We start from the raw sequence: 25006 nt of genomic DNA, 5'->3' as shown, positions 1-25006 counted from the left end.
CACCTCTCACGCCGAAGGGCTCGGCGGGCGCTGTGCACAGCGCCCGCCGAGCCCTTCTGTCGTGCCGTGTCCGGGGAGGGCGGGTCAGCCCACGCCCACCTCGTCCCGCTCCGGGGCGGTGGCGGCCGCCCTCCGGCCGGCCAGCCGGTGCCGGACCAGGGCGATCGCCAGCACCACGGCCGCGACCAGCATCGTCAGCAGCACCGTGGACCGGCCGTCGTGCTCGGTGTCGGTGAGCATGTAGAGCAGCACGAAGACGATGAAGGCGATGCTCAGCCAGGTCAGGTACGGGTACAGCCACATCCGCACGACCAGCTTCTCCGGCGCCTCCGCCTGGATGATCTTCCGCATCCGCAGCTGCGAGAAGCAGATGACCAGCCACACGAACAGCGCGACCGCGCCGGAGGAGTTGACCAGGAAGAGGAAGACGGAGTCGGGGAACTTGTAGTTGAAGAAGACGGCGACGAAGCCGAACACGACCGAGACGAGGATCGCGGCCCGCGGCACGCCCCGGTGGGTGGTCCGGGCGAACGCCTGCGGCGCGTCCCCGCGCTGACCGAGCGAGAAGGCCATCCGTGAGGCCGTGTAGAGCCCGGAGTTGAGACAGGACAGCACGGACGTCAGCACGATGAAGTTCATGATCTGACCGGCGTGCGCGATGCCCAGCGAGTCCAGCGCGGCGACGTACGAGCCGTCCTCGGCGATGGCCTTGCTGTCCCAGGGCAGCAGGCAGACCACGACGAGGATCGAGCCGAGGTAGAAGACGCCGATCCGCCAGATGATGCTGTTGGTGGCCTTGGTGACGGCCCGCTGCGGGTCCTCCGACTCGCCGGCGGCCAGGGTGGCGATCTCGCTGCCCATGAAGGAGAACACCACGAGCAGGATGCCGGTGAGGATCGCGCCCGCGCCGTTGGGCAGGAACCCGCCGTGGCCGGTCAGGTTGGACAGGCCCGCCTGGTCGCTGTCGACGCCGGGCAGCAGGCCGAAGACGGCCAGCCCGCCGACGACGATGAACGCGCTGATCGCGACGACCTTGATGCCGGCGAACCAGAACTCGAACTCGCCGTAGGAGCCGACCGACGCCAGGTTCGTCGCGGTCAGCACCACCATCACGATGAGCGCCCAGCCCCACTGCGGGACGGCGGGTATCCATCCTTCGAGGATGGCGGCGCCCGCGGTCGCCTCCACGGCGAGCACGACGACCCAGAAGAACCAGTACAGCCAGCCGATGGTGAAGCCGGCCCAGGGTCCGAGGGCCCGGTCGGCGTGCGCGGAGAAGGAGCCGGAGGTCGGGTTCGCCGCGGACATCTCACCGAGCATGCGCATCACCAGCACCACGAGCGTGCCGACGAGCGCGTACGACAGGAGGATGCCGGGGCCGGTGGTGGCGATGCCGGTGCTGGAACCGACGAAGAGTCCGGCACCGATGACACCGCCGATGGCGATCATCGACAGATGCCGGTTCTTCAGGCCGGCCTGGAGCCCGGAGCCCGTGGGCGGGCCTCCGGGGCCCTCGGGGCCGTGACCGGCCTTGGTGAGGGTCGGCTGCGACGTCATGTGGGGTCTTCCTTTGCGCCGGTTGAGCGGTACCCGTACGAGCGGTGTACGAGCTGAACCAGTGAAACGGAGGCTTACTTTTACAGGAACCTTTGATTTCCAATCTTTACCCGAGCTTTTCCTGAGGTCCTGTGGATTGGCTCACACTTTTCACACGGCCCACCCCGCGCCGCTTCCCCCGGGGGCCCGTGTCACACTCGTCGCATGCGCGTGTATCTCGGCTCCGACCATGCGGGCTACGAACTGAAGAACCACCTCGTCGAGTGGCTCAAGGAGGCGGGGCACGAACCCGTCGACTGCGGCCCGCACCTCTACGACGCCCAGGACGACTACCCGCCGTTCTGCCTCCGCGCCGCGGAGCGGACCGCCGCGGACCCCGGCTCCCTCGGCATCGTGATCGGCGGCTCCGGCAACGGCGAGCAGATCGCCGCCAACAAGGTCGAGGGCGTACGGGCCGCCCTGGCGTGGAGCGAGCAGACCGCCGCGCTGGGCCGCGAGCACAATGACGCCAACGTGGTCGCCGTCGGCGCGCGCATGCACAGCCAGGAAGAGGCGACCAAGTTCGTCGAGATCTTCCTCAACACCCCGTTCTCGGGTGACGAGCGCCACATCCGCCGGATCGACATGCTCTCCTCCTACGAGACCACCGGCGACCTCCCCCCGATCCCGGCGCACCACCCGCAGCAGTAACGACCGGAAGCAGACAGCGGAGCGAGCGAGGGGGACCGTGCCCGAGGGACACACCATCCACCGGCTGGCCGAGGACTACGCCAAGGCCTTCCGGGCGGACACCTCCCTGCGCGTCACCAGCCCCCAGGGCAAGTTCAGCGACGCCGCGGCCCTCCTCGACCGCACCCCGCTGCGCACCACCGACGCCCACGGCAAGCACCTCTTCCTGGGCTTCGGCGACCCCGGGCACCCCGAGTGGGTGCACATCCACCTCGGCCTGTTCGGCAAGGTCACCTTCGGCCCCGCCCCGGCGCCGCCGCCCACGGACACCGTGCGGCTGCGCCTGACCGGCAACACCGCCTACGTCGACCTGCGCGGCCCCACCACCTGCGCCCTGATCACGGAGCCCGAGAAGCGGGCGGTACACGACCGGCTCGGCCCGGACCCCCTCCGGCCCGACGCCGACCCCGAGCGGGCTTACCGCAGGATCAGCCGCAGCCGCACGACCGTCGCGGCGCTCCTCATGGACCAGAAGGTCGTCGCGGGCGTGGGCAACGTCTACCGGGCCGAGGTGCTCTTCCGGCACGGCATCGACCCCTACCGGGCCGGCAAGGACCTCACCCGCGCCCAGTGGGACGCGATCTGGGACGACCTGGTCGCCCTGATGCGCGAGGGCGTCCGGAACAACCGCATCGACACCGTCCGCCCCGAGCACACCCCCGAGGCCATGGGCCGCCCACCGCGCGTCGACGACCACGGCGGCGAGGTGTACGTCTACCGCCGGGCGCACCAGCCCTGCCACATCTGCGGCGGCGAGATCCGCACCGCCGACCTCGCCGCCCGCAACCTCTTCTGGTGCCCGGGCTGCCAGCGGCCCTGACCCCGGACCCGATCAGAAGCCGTGGGGCAGCCACGGCGCCGGGTCGCTGCCGAACGCCACCGACGCCTCGGCCAGCGCGCCGCCCCGCAGCTCCCGCACCCGCCCGGCCGCGGCCAGCGCGGTCAGACTCACCCCGCCCAGGTAGGCGGCGCCCAGCTCCCGCACCGACAGGGCGAGATCGGCCGCGTCCCGGGTGGGCTCGCAGGTCGCCCCCTTGGCGTCCCCGCTCAGCCGCCAGCGCCCCGCGTTCCACGGGCAGAAGGCGTCCTCCACCTCCAGCACCACGTCCACCGGCGCCCGGTAGGTGCGCGCCGCGAGCGCCGCACCCACCTCCACCGGCCGCACGTACAGCGCGTCCCGCAACGCCGGACGGCAGCGCCGCACGTCCTTCACCAGGTACTGCCACGAGTCGTCCACCGGCCGCCCCCGCACCCGCAGCGACGACGTCAGGTCCAGGTCGAACAGGAAGCGCCACAGCGCCGCCCCCGCCGCCGGGTCCAGCGCCTCCAGGGCGCTCAGCACCACCTCGCCCTCGGGCCCGCCCGGACCCCAGGACGGCTTCACCCGGAACCGCGCGTACCCGGCCCCCGCGCCGTCGCGCTCGGCGACCACGCACTGCAGCGGCGACGCCCCGCCGCGCTCGCTCTCCGGATCCAGCACCCCCAGCCGCTCCCAGCCGGGACGGCGCGCCAGCATCCCGGGACGCCCCGGCACCAGCCGGGCGTAGACCGCCTCGCACGCGTCCAGCACCTCGGCCGGGTCCGCGTACCGCAGCAGTACGTCATCCGTACCGTCCGGCACCGACAGGCCGGCGCGCAGGGTGTCGATCTCCGCGTCCAGCTGGAAGGTGGCCGCTCCGTAGCCGAACCGGCCGTAGATCGCCGGCTCCGACGCCGTCAGCACCGCCAGCGGCTCGCCCCAGGAACGTATGTCGTCCAGCTGCCGGCGCATCATCGCCGTCAGCAGCCCGCGCCGCCGGTGGGTGGCGGCCACGCTCACCATCGTCACGCCCGCGGCCGGCACCGACGCTCCGCCGGGCACGGTCAGCCGGAAGGAGAAGGCGCCCCCGGACGCCACGCACCGGTCACCGTCCCAGGCGGCCAGGAAACGGCCGAACTCGGTGAGCGAGCGCCACATCTCGCGCTCCTCGTCGGCCTCCGGCAGCCCGCCGAAGGCCCGCAGCAGGTTCCCGTACGCGCTGTCCCACTCGTCCGGCTGGAGGCTGCGCAATGCGGGCGCCTGGCCCGTGTGATCGTCGACCATGGGGCCATGCCTACCAGGGCCCCGGAATCGAGGCGAGGCAATTTCCGTCGCCCGGGCCCCGGGACGCCCCGGCATGAAGTTCACTGTGAGTCCGGTCCCCATGAGGGGGGACAAGCTGGACCTCCCGTGCCAAGCGGCCGGTTGGATGGATAGGGTCCCGAACTGATGGCAGCAGGACGAGGGCGGCGCACAGCGGCCGAGACGTTCACGGCCCGGTTGAAGAAGCAGTGGCACCGGGCCCGCGTCGGCATGCGCCGGGCCGCCGTCGACTACTTCCGCGGCGACGGCTCCGACTGGATCGCGCTCGCCGGACTGCTCCTCACCGTCCCGCTGATCGCCGCCGGCACCCTCGCCAACTCCGTGTGGTGCTCGCCCGCCGCCCTGTGCATCCCGATCGTCGCGGGCGGCCTGCTGCTGCGCCCGGCCAGCCTGCTCGGGCTCTACGCCGCGGCGGCCACCGCGCTGATCGTGGAGGCCGTGCAGCTCGGCCCGTACACCGAGGGCGTGGCCCGGGTCACCCCCGGCGTGGTCCTGGTCGTCGCGGCCTGCGGCTTCTTCGGGCTGCTCGTCGCCCAGTTCCGCAGCCGGGTCGGCGTGCCCTGGCGGCGTGGCGGCACCATGCTGTTCGACCTGCGCGAACGCATCCGGGTGCAGAGCAAGCTGCCCAAGCTGCCGGCCGGCTGGCACCGGGAGATGGCGCTGCGCCCGGCGGGCGGCCAGTCCTTCTCCGGCGACTTCGTGGTCGCGGCCCGCACCAACGGCGGACGCACCCTGGAGGTCGTCCTGACCGACGTCTCCGGCAAGGGCATGGACGCCGGCTCGCGCGCCCTGCTGCTGTCCGGCGCCTTCGGCGGCCTGCTCGGCAGCCTCCCCCCGCACGACTTCCTCCCGGCCGCCAACGGCTATCTGCTCCGCCAGGACTGGGAGGAGGGCTTCGCCACCTCCATCCACCTGGTCCTCGACCTGGACTCCGGCGACTACGAGCTCTACTCCGCCGGACACCCGCCGGGCCTCCAGCTCAGCGCGGGCAGCGGCCGCTGGGAGGAGAAGTCCGCCGACGGACCCCTGCTGGGCGTGTACGACGGCGCCCAGTTCGACCCGGTGAAGGGCTCGCTGCGCCCCGGCGACGTGCTGGTGCTGTTCACCGACGGCCTGGTGGAGACCTCCGACCGGGACATGGTCGAGGGCATCGACCGGCTCACCGGCGAGGCCGACCGCTACGTCGCCGGCGGCTTCCACGGCGCCGCCTGGCACCTCATCGAGGCCGTCGCCAAGGACGTCAACGACGACCGGGCGCTGCTGCTGATCTGCCGCGAGGGCCCCACCGCGGCCGCGGCCCGCTGAGCCGCGCCGGGCACACTGGACGCGTGAACCGGACACCGATCACAAACCTGGCCGAGGTCGAGGCCACCGCCCGCGCCGCGCACGCCGGCCAGACCGACAAGGCGGGCCGCCCCTACGCCGAGCACCTGCGCGCGGTCGCCGAGGGCGTACGGCTGCGGGGCGGCGACGACGAGCAGATCGCGGCGGCCTGGCTGCACGACGCCGTGGAGGACGACAGGCTGAGCCCCGCGTGGCTGGAGGAGGCGGCGCTCACCCGGCGTACCAAGGACATCGTCCTCGCCGTGACGAAGCGGTCCGGCGAGGAGCCCGAGGAGTACGCGGCCCGCATCCTGGCCACTCCGGGCGCGCTGCTGGTGAAGGAGGCGGACCTGGCGCACAACGCCGACCCGGCCCGCCTCGCCGTCCTCGACGACGCCACCCGCGCCCGGCTGACCGCCAAGTACGCGCGGATGCGCGCCCTCCTCGGCCTGGACGCGGGCCTCTAGACGGCGACCTTCTCGCCGGGCGCCCGCACCTCGGCGGGCCGGGGCTGTTCACGGACCCGTGCCGCCTCGCCCGCGTCCCGCCGGAACGCCCACTCCATGCGCGGCTCCACCACGCAGCGCAGCGCCCGCTGCACCGGCCGGGTGCACAGCAGCGTCACGGCGGCCGCCGCGAACACGGTGAGACCCAGCACGCCGAGCGGCTCGTGCAGCGCGGGCTGGTCGTAGAAGTCCGTGTAGTTGCCCGCCCGCACCAGGAAGGCGTGCAGCAGATAGCCGTAGATCGTGCCCGCGCCGAGGGCGGTGAACCACATGCGGCGGCGCGGCACCCAGGCGAAGAAGCAGACGGTCGTCACCAGTGAGCAGCCGAGCGTGGCCCACACCATGACCGGGCCGGTCCACCAGGCGGTGCCCAGCTCCTGGGCGGCGTCGCTGTGGTACAGCCAGCCGAGCCGCATGTACGGCATCGTCGCCCAGGCCGTGACCGCCGCCGCGACGAACACCGGCACGGACGCCACCCGCACCGAGCGGCGCTTGACCATCCGGAAGTGCTCGGGGCGCAGGGTCAGGCCCAGCACGAAGAAGGGGGCGAACTGCAGCACCCGCTGCAGCTCCAGGTCGTCGCCGATCTGCGGGGACACCGAGCCCAGCGCGGCGAGGACCAGCGAGACCGGCAGCGGGTGCTTGACCGCCCTCCACACCGGCGTGGTCAGCCGCCACACGAACAGCGCGCAGAGGAACCACAGGTGGTACGTGGGGTCCAGCAGCGTGATGCCGTGCTCCGGCTCGTCGTTGCCGTAGCGCTGGAAGAGGGAGTACGCGGTCTCGAAGACCACGTAGGGGACGACGACCCCGGTGACCAGGCGCCGCACGTGCTGGGGGCGCAGGTCGAAACTGCGGGAGAAGTAGCCGGAGATGAGGATGAACGCCGGCATGTGGAACGTGTAGACGACCCGGTAGGCGGTCTCGACCGCCCCGTCGTCCAGGAGCTGCCCCCAGGCGTGGCCGACGGCCACCAGCACGATCGCCAGGTACTTGGCGTTGTCGAAGAAGGCGTCGCGCTGTCTGCCTCCCGGAGCGGGCCGGGATCCCTCCGGGGTCCTGGTGCGCGGGGTCGGCACTCCGTCCGCCGGCGTCTGCACCGGGGGGAGCGGCGTCCTGCTGTTGCCGTACGGTCGCTGCGAGTTCGTCACGGGCCCTCCCGGCGGTGGGACGGGGAGGCGATCGGGGAGCTCGCTGCGCTTGCGGGGGACGAGGCAGCGTGGAACATCTCAGGCACCCTAGCGTCGTCTTCGGGAATCCGTAAAACGCCCGACGTCATTCCTGGTTATTGCGTTCGAGTACCCCGGATCCGGAAATGCGCGCATGCCGTGGGCGTGAGCGGCAACACAAGGGAAAAGATGCCGTGTTGCCCTCACCGTGGCCGTTCTTGTCAGGATTGTTCCGGATCAATCCGGTCATGGGGGTGAGTGGCGACTCCGGTGACATGTCCCCTTGTCGGGGTGGAACACCGGCAATTCGAATTGCCTGCGAACACCTTGTGAGGACACGGAGAAGGAGACCTCGCTGAATCCCGTGCAAGGGCTCAGGGGGACGTTCCATTACCCGTGCGGGTGTTCTCTCGAATTGCCGTGCGACAAAAGGGTGTTGCGTCTCCCTGCCCGGGGCGACGGCGACGCCGGCGGGACCGCGGGACGGACGATGTGTCAGCGGCCGGTTAGGCCGGGCGTCTTGGTGGCACGATGGTTCTGGCGGGGTGCGCGGGGATGCGTCGCCCGGGCCGGCGAAGCCGAACCGACCAAGGGTGTGATCTGTTGTGGCCATTTCACTGTCAGTGGTGCTGCTGTTGGCGATCATCCTGGTGGTGCTGCTGAGAGGTGGCTCCCTCAAGGCCGGGCCGGCGATCGTCGCCGTCCTCTTCGGCTTCTTCCTCGCCTCGACGGGCATGGCCGACGACATCCAGCGCTTCCTGGACTCGATAGCCGACATGATCAACTCGATCAGCTTCTGACCCCGCCCCCGCCCCCACGCGGCAGCGGACAGCCCGCCGACACGCCTCAGGGCCGGCCCGGAAAGATCCGGACCGGCCCTGAGCCTGTCGAGAGCGGGCGACGGGAATCGAACCCGCGTAGCCAGTTTGGAAGACTGGGGCTCTACCATTGAGCTACGCCCGCACGCTGCGCGCCGCGCGTCTGCGACCGCGGCACCGACAGGCATCGTAGCGGGTCGTGCGCCCTCGTCGCACACCCCGTGCCCGGCCGGTCGCCGGGCGCGGCTCCGTGGCCGTTAAGGCGGCGGCCCTTTCGCCCGCGTGCATGTACCCTACGGATCGCACCAGACGGGGTGTGGCGCAGCTTGGTAGCGCGTCCGCTTTGGGAGCGGAAGGCCGTGGGTTCAAATCCCGCCACCCCGACCAGCCACCTGCTCACCATCGGTGATCGCCTTTTGGGTGCCGCAGCCGCTGCCGTTACTATGCAAGCTGCACGCCCGTGTGTCTCTGCAAGTCCTCCGGGCGGCGAATCGGCCGGACCGCTCTGGTCCCGGCAGAACCCGAGAAGTCAGCCACAAGGAGACCGAACCGTGAAGAGCGCCGTGGAGACCCTGAACCCGACCCGGGTTCGGCTCACTGTCGAGGTGCCCTTCGAGGAGCTCAAGGACAGCCTCGACGCGGCGTACAAGAAGATCAACCAGCAGGTCACGGTGAAGGGCTTCCGCAAGGGCAAGGTCCCGGCCCGGGTCATCGACCAGCGCTTCGGCCGTGGTGCGGTCCTGGAGGAGGCGGTCAACGACGCCCTCCCGAAGTTCTACACCGACGCCGTGAACGAGGCCGAGCTGAGCCCCCTGGGCCAGCCCGAGGTCGACATCACGGAGCTGAAGGACGGCGAGACGCTGAACTTCACCGCCGAGGTCGACATCCGCCCGGCCATCGAGATCCCGGACTACTCCGGCATCGAGGTCGAGGTCGACGCCGTCGAGGTCACCGACGAGGACGTGGAGAAGTCGGTGGAGCAGCTCCGTGAGCGCTTCGCCTCCACGACCCCGGTCGAGCGTGCCGCCGAGGACGGCGACGTGGTCACCATCGACCTGGAGGCCAAGGTCGACGGAGAGGTCCTCGAGGACGGCGTCGCCAGCGGCGTCTCCTACACGATCGGCTCCGGTGAGCTGCTGGACGGTATCGACGACGCCGTGAAGGGCCTGGAGGCCGGTGGCGAGGCCACCTTCACCTCCGAGCTGAAGGGCGGCTCGGCGGCCGGCAAGGAGGCCGAGGTCACCGTCAAGGTCACCCAGGTCGCCAAGCGTGAGCTGCCCGAGCTGGACGACGAGTTCGCCCAGCTCGCCTCCGAGTTCGACACCCTCGAGGAGCTGAAGGCGGACAGCCGCAAGCGCCTGGAGAACATGAAGCAGTACGACCAGGCCACGCAGGCCCAGGAGCGCGTCCTGGACAAGCTGCTCGAGCTGGTCGAGGTCCCCGTCCCCGAGAAGCTGCTCGAGGACGAGATCAACACCCGCAAGCACAACCTCGAGCACCACCAGCTGGGCCAGATGGGCCTGGACCTCGCGAAGTACCTGGAGATCCAGGGCAAGACCGAGGAGGAGTTCGAGAACGAGACCCGCGAGGCCGCGGTCAAGGGCATCAAGACCCAGTTCGTGCTCGACGAGCTCGTGAAGCAGGAGAAGCTCAACGTCAACCAGGAGGAGCTCACCGAGCACCTCATGCGGCGTGCGGCCTCCTCCGGCATGTCCCCCGACCAGTTCGCCCAGGCGGTCGTCGAGCAGGGCCAGGTCCCGCTGCTCGTCGGCGAGGTCGCCCGCGGCAAGGCGCTGGCCGTCGTGGTCGAGAAGGCCACGGTCAAGGACACCAACGGCGAGATCGTCGACCTCGAGGACGACGAGGACGAGGCCGCCGAGGCCGAGACCTCCGAGGCCTCCGCCGACGAGACGGCCGAGGAGAAGACCGAGGGCTGAGCCCCGGCAGCGGTGATCATGTGAGAAGGCCCCGGGGCGCACACCCCGGGGCCTTCTCGACACCAGGGGCGGTACACCCTCCAGGGGCGCGGGGAACTGCGCGGGCAACCACGGCGCACCGGCCCCCGACTACGCCCCCGGCGAACACTCCCATCTCCGGGATTCCCCGAAGGGACCCGCGCGTTAGGGTCCATGAGTACCAGGGCAGTGGAGTCTCCGATACGGCTCCCGCCCCGCAGGGAACACGTGAGACGGCCCGGCGCCGTCGTAAGACGAGCAGGTGGATACGTGACGAATCTGATGCCTTCAGCCGCCGGCGAGCCCTCCATCGGTGGTGGCCTCGGCGACCAGGTCTACAACCGGCTGCTCGGCGAGCGGATCATCTTCCTCGGCCAGCCGGTCGACGACGACATCGCGAACAAGATCACCGCGCAGCTGCTGCTCCTTGCCTCGGACCCCGACAAGGACATCTACCTCTACATCAACAGCCCCGGCGGTTCGATCACGGCCGGCATGGCGATCTACGACACCATGCAGTACATCAAGAACGACGTGGTGACGATCGCCATGGGTCTCGCGGCGTCCATGGGGCAGTTCCTGCTCAGCGCGGGCACGCCCGGCAAGCGCTTCGCGCTGCCGAACGCCGAGATCCTGATCCACCAGCCCTCCGCGGGCCTCGCCGGCTCCGCGTCGGACATCAAGATCCACGCCGAGCGGCTGCTGCACACCAAGCGGCGCATGGCCGAGCTCACCTCCCAGCACACGGGCCAGACGGTGGAGCAGATCACCCGCGACTCGGACCGTGACCGCTGGTTCGACGCCTTCGAGGCCAAGGAGTACGGCCTCATCGACGACGTGATCGCCACGGCCGCCGGTATGCCGGGCGGCGGCGGCACCGGGGCCTGAGCGGCCTTACGAGGCTCCACGAGCCCCGTAGGACCCCGCCCGGGCCCGTGAGAGCCCGGGGCCCCCAGCAGCCCCAGCCGACCGCCTCAGCCCCTTTCAGGAGACACCGTGAACGCATTCCCCGGCAGCGGGATCTACGACCGTATGCAGGCCGTGCAGGACATGTCCGGCTCGCAGGGCCGTTACACCGGTCCGCAGGCCGAGTCCCGTTACGTCATTCCGCGCTTCGTCGAGCGCACCTCCCAGGGCATCCGCGAGTACGACCCGTACGCGAAGCTCTTCGAGGAGCGCGTGATCTTCCTCGGCGTGCAGATCGACGACGCCTCCGCCAACGACGTCATGGCGCAGCTGCTGTGCCTGGAGTCGATGGACCCCGACCGGGACATCTCGGTCTACATCAACAGCCCCGGCGGCTCCTTCACCGCGCTCACCGCGATCTACGACACGATGCAGTACGTGAAGCCGGACATCCAGACGGTGTGCATGGGCCAGGCGGCCTCCGCCGCCGCCGTCCTGCTCGCCGCCGGCACGCCCGGCAAGCGCATGGCGCTGCCGAACGCCCGGGTGCTGATCCACCAGCCCTACAGCGAGACCGGCCGCGGCCAGGTCTCGGACCTGGAGATCGCCGCCAACGAGATCCTCCGCATGCGGACGCAGCTGGAGGACATGCTGGCCAAGCACTCCACCCGTCCGATCGAGAAGATCCGCGAGGACATCGAGCGCGACAAGATCCTCACGGCCGAGGACGCGCTGGAGTACGGCCTGATCGACCAGATCATCACCACCCGGAAGATGGACAACTCCAGCCTGCGCTGAGGCGGGGCTGGGGTGTAACGTCTGCCGCCCCTTGGCACGGTTTGGCACGGTCCACGTCAAAGTGAACCGTGCCAAGGGGGGCCCGAACGGGGGGCCAGGCAAGGTACCGTCGACATAAGGCAGCACCAGGAGCCGCCGGACACGGACGTCCGGTCGTCTCCCAGGCGAAGGGGAAGCACACCGTGGCACGCATCGGTGACGGCGGCGATCTGCTCAAGTGCTCGTTCTGCGGCAAGAGCCAGAAGCAGGTCAAGAAGCTCATCGCAGGGCCCGGTGTGTACATCTGCGACGAGTGCATCGACCTCTGCAACGAGATCATCGAGGAGGAGCTCGCCGAGACCAGTGAGGTCCGCTGGGAGGAGCTCCCCAAGCCCCGCGAGATCTACGAGTTCCTCGAGGGGTACGTGGTGGGCCAGGAGGCGGCCAAGAAGGCCCTCTCCGTGGCGGTCTACAACCACTACAAGCGCGTCCAGGCCGGGGAGAACGGCGGCGCCCAGGGCCGTGACGACGCCATCGAGCTGGCGAAGTCCAACATCCTGCTGCTCGGCCCCACGGGCTCCGGCAAGACCCTGCTGGCGCAGACCCTCGCCCGCATGCTGAACGTCCCGTTCGCGATCGCCGACGCCACGGCGCTCACCGAGGCCGGCTACGTCGGCGAGGACGTCGAGAACATCCTGCTCAAGCTGATCCAGGCGGCCGACTACGACGTCAAGAAGGCCGAGACCGGGATCATCTACATCGACGAGATCGACAAGGTCGCCCGAAAGAGTGAGAACCCGTCGATCACGCGGGACGTGAGCGGCGAGGGCGTGCAGCAGGCGCTGCTGAAGATCCTCGAGGGCACCACCGCCTCCGTGCCGCCGCAGGGCGGGCGCAAGCACCCGCACCAGGAGTTCATCCAGATCGACACGACGAACGTGCTGTTCATCGTGGGCGGCGCCTTCGCCGGTCTGGAGAAGATCATCGAGGGCCGGGCGGGCGCCAAGGGCATCGGCTTCGGCGCGACGATCCGCTCCAAGCGGGAGATGGAGTCCAAGGACCAGTTCGAGGAGGTCATGCCGGAGGACCTGGTCAAGTTCGGCATGATCCCCGAGTTCATCGGCCGTCTCCCCGTCATCACCAGCGTGCACAACCTCGACCGTGAGGCGCTGCTGCAGATCCTCGTCGAGCCGCGCAACGCGCTGGTGAAGCAGTACCAGCGCCTCTTCGAACTCGACGGTGTGGAGCTGGACTTCGAGCGTGAGGCGCTGGAGGCCATCGCCGACCAGGCGATCCTGCGCCAGACCGGCGCCCGCGGCCTGCGCGCCATCATGGAGGAGGTCCTCCAGGGCGTGATGTACGAGGTGCCGTCCCGCAAGGACGTGGCCCGCGTGGTCATCACCGCGGACGTGGTGCTCTCCAACGTCAACCCGACGCTCATCCCGCGCGACTCGCGCGGCCGCGGCTCGGGCGAGCAGAAGACGGCGTAAGCCCCTGACAGACGGAAAGGGCGTCCGGCGCACCGCGCCGGACGCCCTTTCCGTGTTCAGGTGCTACTTGGCGACCCGCACGTCCTTGCGCACGTCGGCGGCGATGCCGGCGGACTCGTCCAGCGAGTACGTCTTGCCGCCGGCCGTCGGCTCGACCACGGCCATCGTGCTGTAGTCGGCCCACACGCACATGTAGGTCGTCTGTTCCTTCTTGGTGACCGGGTGCGTGGTCTCGGCCTGCTGGCACTTCATCACCGCGCCGTCCAGTCCGTCGGGGGACACCGACTGCGGCTCACCGACCAGCTTGACCTTCTTGTCGTCGGTGTCCTTGCGGATCTGCGCGAAGGTGATGTCCAGCGCCTTCTCCGGGTCCTTGACCTTGCCGTAGACACCGAAGTAGGTGATGTTCTCGGCGGTCTGGATCTTCGCCACGTCCGCCGGCTCTGCCGGGTCGAGGGCCGTGAGGTCGATGGTGGAGTAGATGGCGCCGACCGACGTCGCGTCGCTCACACCGGCCTTGGCGAGGTCCTCGGCGTCGCTGGAACTCGCCTCTTCCTCCTGCTCGTTGCCCATACGGTCGTACTTGTCGGAGAGGACCGACGCGGGCGCGGTCAGCTTGTGCGGACCGTCGTCCTCCAGGCCGCCGCCGGTGCCGCCGAGCAGGAAGTACGCGCCCACGCCGATGGCCGCGACGACCGCGACCGCGCCGACGATGATCGCCGCCTTCTTGCCGCCGCCGCCTCCGCCGGACGCCGGGGGCTGGGGCGGCATGCCGTACTGCGGCTGCTGGCCGTAGGGCGGCTGCTGCGGCGGGACACCCGGGTGTCCCGGCTGGCCGGGCTGCTGCGGATAGCCGTAGCCGGGCTGGCCCGGCGGGGGCGTCTGCTGGGGGTAGCCGTAGCCGGGCTGCGGCTGGGGCGGGGTCTGCGGCGGCTGGCCGTACGGTCCCGGCTGCTGGCCGTACGGGCCGGGCTGCTGGGGCTGCCCGCCGTACGGGCCCGGCTGGTTGTAGCTCATGACTGGGTTCCCCCTCGTGTTCGCTGCTGCGGTGCCGTCAGACCTTGACGCGGATCTGCTCGCGGAGCTTGGTGGTGAGCTCGACCGCGGTGTCCTTGCCCACTCCCGTGCCGGCGTTGTCGCCGGGCGAGACCATGCCGACCGTGCTGCGGTCGGCCCAGGCGCAGAACCAGTCCGTCGACTCCTTGTTGGTGAGCGCGTTGGTGCTCTTCGTCGACTGGCACTTGGCCACCGTACCGGCGATCTCGACCTCCTCGGGCTCGCCGACGAGCTCCGCGTTCTCCATGCCCCCGGTGTTCTGCTCCGCGCTCTTCTCCACCTGCTCCTGGATGTTGGCGAAGAACTTGTCCAGCGTCTTCTCCGGGTCGGCGATCTCGCCGTAACCGCCCACCATGGTGATGCCCTTGGCGCTCAGCAGTTCGTCGCGGTCGGGGAAGTCGCCGGCGGTGCTGGGGTCGGCCGGGTCGTAGTTCCCGAAGTCCGCGGTGGACCACTGGCCGAGGACGGCGGTGCCGTTCTTCACCCCGCTCTTCTCCATGTCCTTCGCGGTGTCCGAGCCGCTCTCCTCGGAGCCGTCGCCGAACCGCTGGTACTCGTCCAGCACGGTCTTCGGCACGGTCAGCTTGTGCGGGCCGTCGTCCGTCAGGCCGGCCGCGCCGCCGCCCCCGCCGCTGCCGCCGAGGAGGACGTAGGCGCCGACGCCGATGGCCGTGACGACCGCGACCGCGCCGACGACGATCGCGGCCACCTTGCCCCCGCCACCGCCGCCGGAGGCGGGGGGCTGGGGCGGCATGCCGTACGGGGGCTGCTGGCCGTACGGCGGCTGGCCGTACGGGGGCTGCTGCGGGTAGCCGTAGCCGGGCTGGGCCGGCGGGGGCGTCTGCTGGGGGTAGCCGTAACCGGGCTGCGGGGTCTGCGGCTGTCCGCCGTACGGTCCCTGCTGTCCGTACGGACCGGGCTGCTGCGGCTGCCCGCCGTACGGCCCCGGCTGGTGGTGACTCATGACTCGGTTCCCCTCGAGACGCTCAATTTCTCCTGACATCCTGGCTCAGAGTCGACGACTCCAGACCGGCGGGGGTCGCACCGTTACAAAGGAAACGCGTTTCGGGACAGCGCCGTGACGGCTCTAAACTGAGCGCGTGACCGACAACGCTCAGCAGCAGCCACCAGCGCCCACGACCGAACTGCCGACCCAGTACGCGCCGGCCGACGTAGAGGGGCCGCTGTACGAGCGCTGGGTGGAGCGGGGTTACTTCGAGGCCGACGCGAAGAGCGACAAGCCTCCGTACACCATCGTCATCCCCCCGCCGAACGTCACCGGCAGCCTGCACCTGGGCCACGCCTTCGAGCACACGCTGATCGACGCCCTCACCCGCCGCAAGCGCATGCAGGGCTACGAGACGCTGTGGCAGCCCGGCATGGACCACGCCGGCATCGCCACGCAGAACGTGGTCGAGCGGGAGCTCGCCAAGGAGGGCAAGTCCCGCCACGACCTGGGCCGCGAGGCGTTCGTCGAGCGCGTCTGGAAGTGGAAGGCCGAGTCCGGCGGCCAGATCAGCGGCCAGATGCGCCGCCTCGGCGACGGCGTCGCCTGGACGCGTGAGCGCTTCACCATGGACGAGGGCCTGTCCAAGGCCGTCCAGACGATCTTCAAGCGGCTCTACGACGACGAGCTGATCTACCGCGCCGAGCGCATCATCAACTGGTGCCCGCGCTGCCTGACCGCGATCTCCGACATCGAGGTCAACTACCAGGACGACGACGGCGAGCTCGTCTCCATGAAGTACGGCGAGGGGGACGACACCATCGTCGTCGCCACGACCCGCGCGGAGACCATGCTCGGCGACACCGCCGTCGCGGTCCACCCCGAGGACGAGCGCTACAAGCACCTCGTCGGCAAGCTCATCAAGCTGCCGCTGACCGACCGCTCCATCCCGGTCGTCGCGGACGAGCACGTCGACCCCGAGTTCGGCACCGGCGCCGTCAAGGTGACACCGGCCCACGACCCGAACGACTTCGAGATCGGCCAGCGCCACGACCTGCCGTCCATCGCCGTGATGGACGAGCACGCCGTCATCACCACCCACGGCCCGTTCCAGGGTCTGGACCGGCTCGAGGCCCGCTCCGCCATCGTCGCCGCGCTGCGCGCCGAGGGCCGGATCGTCGCCGAGAAGCGCCCCTACGTCCACTCGGTCGGCCACTGCTCGCGGTGCAGCACCACCATCGAGCCGCGGCTGTCCATGCAGTGGTGGGTCAAGGTCGGCCCGCTCGCCAAGGCCGCCGGTGACGCGGTCCGCGACGGCCGCGTCACGATCCACCCGCAGGAGATGGAGAAGCGCTACTTCGACTGGGTCGACAACCTCCACGACTGGTGCATCTCGCGGCAGTTGTGGTGGGGCCACCGCATCCCCGTCTGGTACGGCCCGGACGGCGAGGTCGTCTGCGTCGGACCGGACGAGGAGCCGCCGGGCGGCGAGGGCTGGCGCCAGGACTCCGACGTCCTGGACACCTGGTTCTCCTCCGGTTTGTGGCCCTTCTCCACCCTGGGCTGGCCCGAGCGGACCGAGTCGCTCGCGAAGTTCTATCCGAACTCCGTCCTGCTCACCGGCTACGACATCCTCTTCTTCTGGGTCGCCCGGATGATGATGTTCGGCCTCTACGCCATGGACGGCACCCCGCCGTTCCACACCATCGCCCTGCACGGCATGGTCCGTGACCAGAACGGCAAGAAGATGTCCAAGTCCTTCGGGAACGTGGTCAACCCGCTGGACTGGATGGACAAGTACGGCTCCGACGCGCTCCGCTTCACCCTGGCGCGCGGCGCCAACCCGGGTGTCGACGTGCCGATCGGCGAGGACTGGGTCCAGGGCTCCCGCAACTTCGCCAACAAGATCTGGAACGCCACGCGCTTCGCGCTGATGAACGGCGCCACGGTCGAGGGCCCGCTGCCGGACGCGTCGAGGATGTCGCCCACCGACCGCTGGATCCTGTCCCGCCTGAACACGGTGGTCGCCGAGGTCGACGCGTACTACGACGACTACCAGTTCGCGAAGCTGTCGGACGCGCTGTTCCACTTCGCCTGGGACGAGGTCTTCGACTGGTACGTCGAGCTGTCCAAGACGACGTTCCAGGCGGGCGGCGAGGCGGCCGAGGTCAGCAAGCGCGTCCTCGGCGAGGTCCTCGACGTCACGCTGCGGCTGCTGCACCCGGTGGTCCCGTTCGTCACCGAGACCCTGTGGACGACGCTGACCGGCGGCGAGTCCGTCGTCATCGCCGACTGGCCGGCCGACAGCGGCTTCCGCGACGAGGCCGCCGAGCGGGAGATCGGGACGCTCCAGTCGGTGATCACCGAGGTCCGCCGGTTCCGCGCCGACCAGGGCCTCCAGCCCGGCCAGCGGGTCCCGGCCCGGCTGGCGCTGGAAGGCACCGCGCTCGCCGCGCACGAGCCGGCCATCCGCCAGCTGCTGCGCCTCCAGCCGGAGGGCGACTCCTTCACGGCGACCGCGACCCTGCCCGTAGCCGGTGTCGAGGTCGCGCTGGACCTGTCCGGTGTGATCGACGTCGCCGCCGAGCGCAAGCGGCTCGCCAAGGACCTCGCCGCCGCCGAGAAGGAGAAGGCCCAGGCGACGGCGAAGCTCGGCAACGAGGCGTTCCTGGCGAAGGCCCCGGACCATGTGGTCGACAAGATCCGCACCCGGCTCGCCAAGGCGGAGGAGGACATCGTCCGCATCCGCACCCAGCTCGAGCGGCTGCCCCAGGCCTGACGCCCGGCCCGCAGTCCGTACGGCCCCCGACCGGTACCTCCCGGCCGGGGGCCGTTCACGTCGTGGTGGGGGCCCCGTAACCCGGCGGGGGGAACCTGTCGGCTCCGCCCGCCGACAGGCCGACGCCGCCAGGAGCGCCCCCGCCGATGTCCTCAGCCACGTCCCCCGCCGCCGCACCGCAAGCGCCGGACCGCGCCACCGGCCGGGAGCGGCGGTACGACATCGACCTGCTGCGGGTGCTGTGCACCGCTGCCGTCGTGCTGGTGCACGCCTCCGCCGAGTTCATCGACGCCGGGCACCGCACCACCGGGATCCTCGGGGACACGGCGGGCCGGTACGCCGTGCCCGCGTTCTTCGCGATGGCGGGCTGGGCCGCGCTGTCCGGTGCGCCGGTGCGGGACGAGGCCCGGCTGCTGGCCCGGCTGGGCCGGATCCTGCGCCCGATGGCCCTCTGGACGGCCCTCTACCTGCTGGCGTCCTACGTGTTCGGCGGGAACCGGGGGCAGGCGGGAGAGGAGGCCGTACGTGCCCTCTTCGGGTCCGTGGAGGCGGCCTTCCACCTCTGGTACCTGTACGCCTACGTCCCGCTGCTCCTGCTGCTCGGCGTCGTGGTGCTGGTGGTGCGGGGGCGTGCCCTGCCCCGCCGTTCGGCGGTGCTGCTGGTCGCCCTGGCCGTCGCACCGGCGCTCCTCGGGGACGTGACGACGCTCACCGGGTGGGCGCCGCCCGACTGGGCGTGGTCGGTGCCGCTGTCCTCGGTGGTGTACGCGGTGGCCGGCGCCGCGCTGCTCGCCGCTCCGCGCCTCGGGCCGCGCGTGCTGTGGGCGGCGGCCGCCGCGGTGACGCTCGTCGTCCTCGCCGTGTACCAGCTCACGGTGCGCCACCCCGCCGCGTACGGCAGCGCCGCGGTGGCCGCGGTGACGTTCGCGGTGCTCGGCACGGTGGCCGGGGTGCGGGTGCCGGAGCGGGCCCGGCCGCTGCTGGCGCGGCTGTCGGACGCGTCGTTCGGGACGTACCTGGTGCACCTGGTGTTCGTGACGCTGCTGGCCGGGCCGGTCGCCGGGCACCTGCCGGCAGGGCCCTGGGCCCCGGTGGCGCTCGCCGTGACCACGGTGGCGGCGGCCGCGCTGTCCTTCGCCGTGAGCCTGCTGTGGGGGCGCCTGGGGTGGCGTCCCTGGCTCGGCTGAGCCGACAGCGGGGTGTGCGGGGGACCACCCGCGCCGCTCCGTAGACTGGGGACCGTGAGCGAGCGCCCAGATTCAGCAGGTCCCGACCCGGACGACACCTTCGACGAGTTCGCGGAGCTCGTGGAGGAGGAGACCCGCCGCGACCCCGACCTCGCGGTGATCGAGGCCGGCAGCCGTACGCTGCGCACCCAGGGCGGCCCGCCGCAGGCGGACGTCCCGGCGCGCCCCGCCGACCCCGAGGTCGACAAGGCCCTGCGCGAGGTGGAGGCCGAGCTCGCCACCCGCTGGGGCGAGACCAAGCTCGAGCCCTCGGTGGACCGGATCTCCGCCCTGATGGACGTCCTGGGCGAGCCGCAGCGCTCGTACCCCTCGATCCACATCACCGGCACCAACGGCAAGACCTCCACCGCCCGCATGATCGAGGCGCTGCTCGGCGCCTTCGACCTGCGCACCGGCCGCTACACCTCCCCGCACGTCCAGTCGGTCACCGAGCGGATCAGCCTCGACGGGGCGCCCGTCTCCGCCGAGCGGTTCATCGAGACGTACCAGGACGTCAAGCCGTACGTGGAGATGGTCGACGCCTCGCAGGAGTACCGGCTGTCCTTCTTCGAGGTGCTGACCGGCATGGCGTACGCCGCCTTCGCCGACGCTCCCGTGGACGTGGCCGTCGTCGAGGTCGGCATGGGCGGCGCCTGGGACGCGACGAACGTCATCGACGCCGGCGTCGCCGTGGTGACGCCGATCGACCTGGACCACACCGACCGGCTCGGCGGCACGCCCGCGGAGATCGCCACGGAGAAGTCCGGCATCGTCAAGCAGGACGCGACGGTGATCATGGCCCAGCAGCCGGTGGAAGCGGCGCAGGTGCTGCTGAAGAAGGCCGTCGAGGTGGGCGCCACCGTGGCCCGCGAGGGCCTGGAGTTCGGGTTCCTCGACCGGCAGGTCGCCGTCGGCGGCCAGATGATGACGCTGCGCGGGCTGGGCGGCGAGTACAGCGAGGTGTACCTGCCGCTGCACGGCGCGCACCAGGCGCACAACGCGGCGGTCGCCCTCGCCGCCGTCGAGGCGTTCTTCGGCGTCGGTTCCCAGCACGCCCGGCCGCTCGACATCGACACCGTGCGCAAGGCGTTCGCCTCCGTCGCCTCACCGGGCCGCATGGAGGTCGTGCGCAGGTCGCCGACCGTCGTGCTGGACGCCGCCCACAACCCGGCCGGCGCGCGGGCGGCGGCCGAAACGATCGGCGAGGCCTTCCAGTTCAGCCGCCTCATCGGGGTGGTCGGCGCGAGCGGCGACAAGAACGTGCGCGAACTGCTGGAGGCGTTCGAGCCGGTCTTCGCCGAGATCGTCGTCACCCAGAACTCCAGCCACCGCGCGATGGACGCGGACGCGCTGGCGGCGATCGCCGTGGAGGTGTTCGGGGAGGAGCGCGTGCAGGTCGAGCCGCGGCTGCCGGACGCCCTGGAGGCCGCGATCACGCTGGCCGAGGAGGAGGGCGAGTTCGCCGGCGGCGGTGTGCTCGTCACCGGTTCCGTCATCACGGTCGGCGAGGCCCGGCTGCTCCTGGGGAAGGGCTGACATCCCGTGCGTACGCTCTGTTCTTCGACGCTGATCGGCGAGTTCTTCGTCATCGGGTTCGCAGGTCTGGTCGCGATGAAGCAGCCCGACCTGTCGACCGGCACGGTGTGGACGGTCTGCGGCATCGCGATGTTCCTGTCCGTGGTGCTGTGCGGGATGGTCGGCCGGCCGGGCGGGGTGGCCCTCGGGTGGACGCTGCAGATCGCGCTCGTCGCCTCCGGCGTGTTCGTCCCGATGATGTTCTTCATGGGCGCGGTGTTCGCCCTGCTGTGGTGGACGTCGGTGCACTTCGGGCGAAAGGTGGACGAGGCGAAGGCCCGTTTCGCCGCACAGGCGGAGCAGCCCGACACTGCGTGACGGGCCGTCCGACACGCCCGGTAATCTCGGTGCCCCGCAGCATGTGACCCACAAGGAGCCCGCAGTGAGCCAGCGCACCCTCGTCCTCCTCAAGCCCGACGCCGTCCGTCGTGGCCTGACCGGCGAGATCATCAGCCGTATCGAGCGCAAGGCGGGCTGGAGGATCACCGCGCTGGAGCTGCGCACGCTGGACCAGGACACGCTGGAGCAGCACTACGGCGAGCACAAGGGCAAGCCCTTCTACGAGCCGCTCGTGGAGTTCATGGCGTCCGGCCCGGTCGTCGCGATGATCGTCGAGGGCGAGCGGGTCATCGAGGGCCTGCGCCAGCTCGCCGGCCCGACCGACCCGATCGCGGCCGCCCCGGGCTCGATCCGCGGCGACTACGGCGTGATCGTGCGGGAGAACCTGATCCACGCGTCCGACTCGGAGGAGTCCTCCGCGCGGGAGATCAAGATCTTCTTCCCGGGCCGCGCCTGAGCGCTTCCCGGCGCGCGCCGGTCGCGGTGGTGACCGGCGCGCCTGCTCCCGGGCGGGCGCCGGCGGTGACCCGGCGCGGCTGCGCGGACACGCGGGGGCGCCGCCGCGCGCGGGAGTGCCGTCGCGACGAAATCCGCGCATAACGATCACATCGCGGACGCGGCCCGGGCTTTTGTCGTACCCCGTATGGTCTGAGCGCTTTGCCCTCGGGCCTTTTCTGGCATATGCACGGCGTTCGGGGGAACGGATGCCCCCGTTGGCCCGTCTCCAAAGGCAGTGCGACGCGCCATCTGATGACAATGGCGAAGACCCTCGCACAGTGTGCGCGAAGGCACGTCTACCATGGACGCCATCGCGTCACCGCACCCACCTCGCCGACCTGAAAAGCCCTCAAAAGCTCGTGGGAAGGCCAGACGAATCCTGATGGGGAACTCAATGTCGTTCATCGGCCGTGACATGGCTGTCGACCTCGGGACCGCCAACACGCTGGTGTACGTCAGGGGTCGCGGAATCGTACTCAACGAGCCGTCCGTCGTCGCGATCAACACCAACACCGGTGGCATCCTCGCGGTCGGTGCCGAAGCGAAGAAGATGATCGGACGCACGCCGGGCAACATCGTCGCCGTGCGCCCCCTGAAGGACGGCGTCATCGCCGACTTCGAGATCACCGAGCGGATGCTCCGCTACTTCATCCTGAAGATCCACAAGCGGCGGTATCTGGCTCGCCCGCGGGTCGTCGTCTGCGTGCCCTCCGGCATCACGGGCGTCGAGCGCCGCGCCGTCATCGAGGCGTCGTCCCAGGCCGGCGCCCGCCAGGTGCACATCATCGAGGAGCCCATGGCGGCCGCCATCGGCTCCGGGCTGCCGGTCCACGAGGCCACCGGCAACATGGTGGTGGACATCGGCGGCGGCACGACGGAGGTCGCGGTCATCTCCCTCGGCGGCATCGTCACCGCCCAGTCCATCCGCGTCGCGGGCGACGAGCTCGACAACGCCATCATCCAGCACATCAAGAAGGAGTACTCGCTCCTGCTGGGTGAGCGGACGGCGGAACAGATCAAGATCACGATCGGTTCGGCGTACGACCTCGACACCGACGAACACACCGAAATCCGCGGCCGGGACCTCGTCTCCGGTCTGCCGAAGACCGTGGTGATCTCCGCCGCCGAGGTGCGCAAGGCGATCGAGGAACCGGTCAACGCCATCGTGGACGCGGTCAAGACGACCCTCGACAAGTGTCCGCCCGAGCTGTCGGGCGACATCATGGACCGCGGCATCGTGCTCACCGGCGGCGGCGCCCTGCTGCGCGGCCTCGACGAGCGGCTGCGCCGGGAGACCGGCATGCCGATCCACATCGCCGAGGACCCCCTGGACAGCGTGGCGCTCGGCTCCGGCAAGTGCGTCGAGGAGTTCGAGGCGCTTCAGCAAGTTCTGGACGCCCAGCCCCGCCGATGACACACCGCCACGACTCCGCCGTACGGGACGTTCCCTCCCGTACGGCGGAGCGCTGGTGTCGGGGGCGGTCCGGGCGGTGACGCCCCGACGTCCCCTGACGCGACTCAAAACCTGAAGAGATTTCACCTCATACCCGTTCTCGACGAGGAAGGCACGGCCGCCGCACGTGAGGGACACGAAAGAGAGCCGGCTGCTCCTGGTGCTGCTGATCGCCATCGCGTTCGCGCTGATCACGGTGGACATCCGCGGCGGGGAGGACTCCCCGGTCGACGGTGCCCGCCAGGCGGCGGCGTCGGTCTTCGGCCCGATCGAGAACGGCGTGTCCAGCGCGGTCGACCCGATCGGCAACGCGGTCACCGCCGTCCGCGACTCCGGCGAACGCCACGACCGGCTCGCCCGGCTGGAGCGGGAGAACGCGGCGCTCAAGGCCGAACTCGGCAGCGACGACCGCAACCGCAGCCGCCTGAAGCAGCTCGACAAGCTGCTCGGCGTCGCCGGCAAGGGCCAGTACGGCATCAAGGGGGCCCAGGTCATCGCCATAGGAGCGGCCCAGGGCTTCTCCTGGACCATCACCATCGACGCAGGCGCCGACGACGGCATCGAGCGCGACATGACCGTCCTCAACGGCGACGGGCTGGTCGGCCGCGTCACCACCGTCGGCCCGAGCACCGCCACCGTGCTGCTCGCCAGCGACCCCGACTTCACCGTCGGCACCCGCATGGAGGCCGGCGACGAACTCGGCTTCGCCTCCGGCCAGGGCGACCGCCCGCTGCGCGTCGAACTGCTCAACGGCAAGGCGGAGATCAAGAAGGGCGACCGGCTGGTCACCTTCGGCTCGCAGGCCGACAAGCCGTTCGTGCCCGGCGTCCCTGTCGGCGTCGTCTCCCGCGTCGACCCCTCCGGCGGCGACCTGACCCGCACCCTGTACGTCACGCCGTTCGTCAACTTCAGCAAGCTGGACGTGGTCGGCGTCGTCGTCCAGGCGCCGAAGAAGGATCCGCGCGACACGGTGCTGCCCGCGAAGCCCAAGCCGACCCCGACGCCGACCGTGACCGTGACCGTCACGCCCTCGGCGCCCGCCGACGGTCCCGACCAGCCTGAGCAGTAGGAGCTGTCACCCCATGCGCGTCAACCGGATCCTGCTCTCCAGCTCGCTGATCGTCGTGGCCCTCGTCATCCAGGTGAGCGTCCTCGCCCGCCTCCACCTCCCCGGCGCCGTCCCCGACCTGCTGCTGCTCGTCGTCCTCGGACTCGCCCTGGTCTACGGCCACGTCGGCGGCGCCCTCGTCGGCTTCGCCGCCGGCCTCCTCGCCGACCTCGCGCCGCCCGCCGACCACGCGGCCGGGCGCTACGCCCTCGTGCTGTGCGTCATCGGCTACCTCGCCGGACTCGTCAAACCCGAGAGCGGACAGGTGAAGACGGCCGCCGGACCGATGCTCGTGGTGGTCGCCGCCGCCGTCGGCTCCACCCTCCTCTACGCCGGCGTCGGCGCCCTCGTCGGGGACACCGCGGCCCGCCATGTAGGCCTCAGCGGCCTGCTGTTCACCGCCGCCCTGTACGACCTGCTGCTCGCGCCCTTCGTGGTGCCGGGCGTGATGGCCCTCGCGCGGCGCGCCGAGAACGACCCGCTCGCCGAGACGAACTCCGTCAAGGCCGGTGACGTCTCCTCGGGCTGGCTCTCCGGCGGCACCGGCCTGCGCATCGGCGGCCAGCGCAACGGCCTGCGGGTCAAGGCGGCCCGCGCCCGCTCGGCCCGCGCCGGACGCATCAAGGGGGTCAAGCGCCTGTGACCTCCCGAAACTTCACCGGTACGAGTGAACG

The 25006-nt window shown here is 70.8% G+C and carries 22 protein-coding genes and 2 tRNA genes; 18 read left to right on the top strand and 6 right to left on the bottom strand.

The window, feature by feature from the left end; translation table 11 throughout:
* Positions 1-84 precede the first annotated feature (84 nt).
* The gene (locus tag ACP7TJ_RS10820; RefSeq protein ID WP_189909747.1) at positions 85-1557 is read right to left on the bottom strand and encodes an amino acid permease; all 1473 of its coding nucleotides are present in this window, start codon (positions 1555-1557) and stop codon (positions 85-87) included.
* 204 nt (positions 1558-1761) lie between these two features.
* Here ACP7TJ_RS10820 and ACP7TJ_RS10815 point away from each other — a divergent pair, with 204 nt between their 5' ends.
* Positions 1762-2247 (top strand): ribose-5-phosphate isomerase, encoded by a 486-nt coding sequence (locus ACP7TJ_RS10815; RefSeq protein WP_093765734.1) that lies wholly within the window; start codon positions 1762-1764, stop codon positions 2245-2247.
* Between the two features lie 37 nt (positions 2248-2284).
* On the top strand, positions 2285-3106 hold the full coding sequence (locus ACP7TJ_RS10810; RefSeq protein ID WP_403160344.1) for an Fpg/Nei family DNA glycosylase: 822 nt from the start codon (positions 2285-2287) through the stop codon (positions 3104-3106).
* Between the two features lie 12 nt (positions 3107-3118).
* On the opposite strand, the gene ACP7TJ_RS10805 is transcribed toward ACP7TJ_RS10810, so the two are convergent.
* Positions 3119-4369, bottom strand: coding sequence for a GNAT family N-acetyltransferase (locus ACP7TJ_RS10805; RefSeq protein ID WP_427762940.1), 1251 nt, complete (start codon positions 4367-4369; stop codon positions 3119-3121).
* Positions 4370-4534: 165 nt separating this feature from the next.
* On the opposite strand from ACP7TJ_RS10805, the gene ACP7TJ_RS10800 reads away from it, so the two are divergent.
* On the top strand, positions 4535-5713 hold the full coding sequence (locus ACP7TJ_RS10800; RefSeq protein ID WP_093765731.1) for a PP2C family protein-serine/threonine phosphatase: 1179 nt from the start codon (positions 4535-4537) through the stop codon (positions 5711-5713).
* A 23-nt stretch (positions 5714-5736) separates the two neighbouring features.
* Positions 5737-6198: an HD domain-containing protein gene (locus ACP7TJ_RS10795; protein WP_193458790.1), complete on the top strand. Its 462-nt coding sequence runs from the start codon at positions 5737-5739 to the stop codon at positions 6196-6198.
* On the opposite strand, the gene ACP7TJ_RS10790 is transcribed toward ACP7TJ_RS10795, so the two are convergent.
* Positions 6195-7337, bottom strand: coding sequence for an acyltransferase family protein (locus ACP7TJ_RS10790; RefSeq protein WP_376724715.1), 1143 nt, complete (start codon positions 7335-7337; stop codon positions 6195-6197). The genes ACP7TJ_RS10795 and ACP7TJ_RS10790 overlap by 4 nt on opposite strands.
* 674 nt (positions 7338-8011) lie before the next feature.
* On the opposite strand from ACP7TJ_RS10790, the gene ACP7TJ_RS10785 reads away from it, so the two are divergent.
* Positions 8012-8206 (top strand): hypothetical protein, encoded by a 195-nt coding sequence (locus ACP7TJ_RS10785; protein WP_093765730.1) that lies wholly within the window; start codon positions 8012-8014, stop codon positions 8204-8206.
* Between the two features lie 92 nt (positions 8207-8298).
* On the opposite strand, the gene ACP7TJ_RS10780 is transcribed toward ACP7TJ_RS10785, so the two are convergent.
* Positions 8299-8369: transfer RNA gene (locus ACP7TJ_RS10780), tRNA-Gly, on the bottom strand.
* Between the two features lie 165 nt (positions 8370-8534).
* On the opposite strand from ACP7TJ_RS10780, the gene ACP7TJ_RS10775 reads away from it, so the two are divergent.
* From ACP7TJ_RS10775 to clpX, 5 genes are all read left to right on the top strand, one after another.
* Positions 8535-8611, top strand: a tRNA-Pro gene (locus ACP7TJ_RS10775).
* A 164-nt stretch (positions 8612-8775) separates the two neighbouring features.
* Complete coding sequence (gene tig, locus ACP7TJ_RS10770; RefSeq protein WP_093765729.1) at positions 8776-10161, top strand: trigger factor; 1386 nt, start codon at positions 8776-8778, stop codon at positions 10159-10161.
* A 300-nt stretch (positions 10162-10461) separates the two neighbouring features.
* Positions 10462-11067 carry an ATP-dependent Clp protease proteolytic subunit gene (locus tag ACP7TJ_RS10765; protein ID WP_163080449.1) on the top strand — a complete coding sequence of 202 codons (606 nt, stop codon included), beginning with the start codon at positions 10462-10464 and terminating at the stop codon, positions 11065-11067.
* Positions 11068-11175: 108 nt separating this feature from the next.
* Positions 11176-11883 carry an ATP-dependent Clp protease proteolytic subunit gene (locus tag ACP7TJ_RS10760; protein WP_033276868.1) on the top strand — a complete coding sequence of 236 codons (708 nt, stop codon included), beginning with the start codon at positions 11176-11178 and terminating at the stop codon, positions 11881-11883.
* Between the two features lie 182 nt (positions 11884-12065).
* Entirely contained in the window at positions 12066-13352 is a 1287-nt protein-coding gene (gene clpX / locus ACP7TJ_RS10755; RefSeq protein ID WP_019527658.1) for an ATP-dependent Clp protease ATP-binding subunit ClpX, read from the top strand.
* A 63-nt stretch (positions 13353-13415) separates the two neighbouring features.
* Here the strand turns inward: clpX and ACP7TJ_RS10750 are convergent, their stop codons facing one another.
* Positions 13416-14369, bottom strand: coding sequence for a hypothetical protein (locus tag ACP7TJ_RS10750; RefSeq protein WP_189909743.1), 954 nt, complete (start codon positions 14367-14369; stop codon positions 13416-13418).
* 37 nt (positions 14370-14406) lie between these two features.
* A complete protein-coding gene (locus tag ACP7TJ_RS10745) occupies positions 14407-15372 on the bottom strand; it encodes a hypothetical protein (RefSeq protein WP_189909742.1) in 966 nt (321 codons plus the stop codon).
* A 136-nt stretch (positions 15373-15508) separates the two neighbouring features.
* Here ACP7TJ_RS10745 and ACP7TJ_RS10740 point away from each other — a divergent pair, with 136 nt between their 5' ends.
* The 8 genes from ACP7TJ_RS10740 to mreD all read left to right on the top strand — a co-directional run bounded on the left by ACP7TJ_RS10740 (position 15509) and on the right by mreD (position 24975).
* Complete coding sequence (locus ACP7TJ_RS10740) at positions 15509-18133, top strand: valine--tRNA ligase (protein WP_167742616.1); 2625 nt, start codon at positions 15509-15511, stop codon at positions 18131-18133.
* Between the two features lie 146 nt (positions 18134-18279).
* Entirely contained in the window at positions 18280-19320 is a 1041-nt protein-coding gene (locus ACP7TJ_RS10735) for an acyltransferase family protein (protein ID WP_427762938.1), read from the top strand.
* Between the two features lie 54 nt (positions 19321-19374).
* Positions 19375-20895, top strand: coding sequence for a bifunctional tetrahydrofolate synthase/dihydrofolate synthase (gene folC / locus ACP7TJ_RS10730; RefSeq protein WP_427762936.1), 1521 nt, complete (start codon positions 19375-19377; stop codon positions 20893-20895).
* 6 nt (positions 20896-20901) lie between these two features.
* On the top strand, positions 20902-21252 hold the full coding sequence (locus tag ACP7TJ_RS10725) for a DUF4233 domain-containing protein (protein ID WP_427762934.1): 351 nt from the start codon (positions 20902-20904) through the stop codon (positions 21250-21252).
* 64 nt (positions 21253-21316) lie between these two features.
* Positions 21317-21730 carry a nucleoside-diphosphate kinase gene (ndk, locus tag ACP7TJ_RS10720; protein ID WP_019527665.1) on the top strand — a complete coding sequence of 138 codons (414 nt, stop codon included), beginning with the start codon at positions 21317-21319 and terminating at the stop codon, positions 21728-21730.
* A gap of 435 nt (positions 21731-22165) precedes the next feature.
* Positions 22166-23185, top strand: coding sequence for a rod shape-determining protein (locus ACP7TJ_RS10715; RefSeq protein ID WP_006133575.1), 1020 nt, complete (start codon positions 22166-22168; stop codon positions 23183-23185).
* Between the two features lie 166 nt (positions 23186-23351).
* Entirely contained in the window at positions 23352-24293 is a 942-nt protein-coding gene (mreC, locus tag ACP7TJ_RS10710; protein WP_093765721.1) for a rod shape-determining protein MreC, read from the top strand.
* 13 nt (positions 24294-24306) lie between these two features.
* Positions 24307-24975 carry a rod shape-determining protein MreD gene (gene mreD, locus ACP7TJ_RS10705; RefSeq protein WP_093765720.1) on the top strand — a complete coding sequence of 223 codons (669 nt, stop codon included), beginning with the start codon at positions 24307-24309 and terminating at the stop codon, positions 24973-24975.
* Positions 24976-25006 lie beyond the last annotated feature (31 nt).

Origin of the sequence: Streptomyces sp. DSM 41931, from assembly GCF_050271085.1 — a bacterium.
Lineage (GTDB): Bacteria > Actinomycetota > Actinomycetes > Streptomycetales > Streptomycetaceae > Streptomyces > Streptomyces albogriseolus.
Note: the sequence above shows the minus strand (reverse complement) of the source record. Positions and strands in the feature narration are given on the sequence as shown.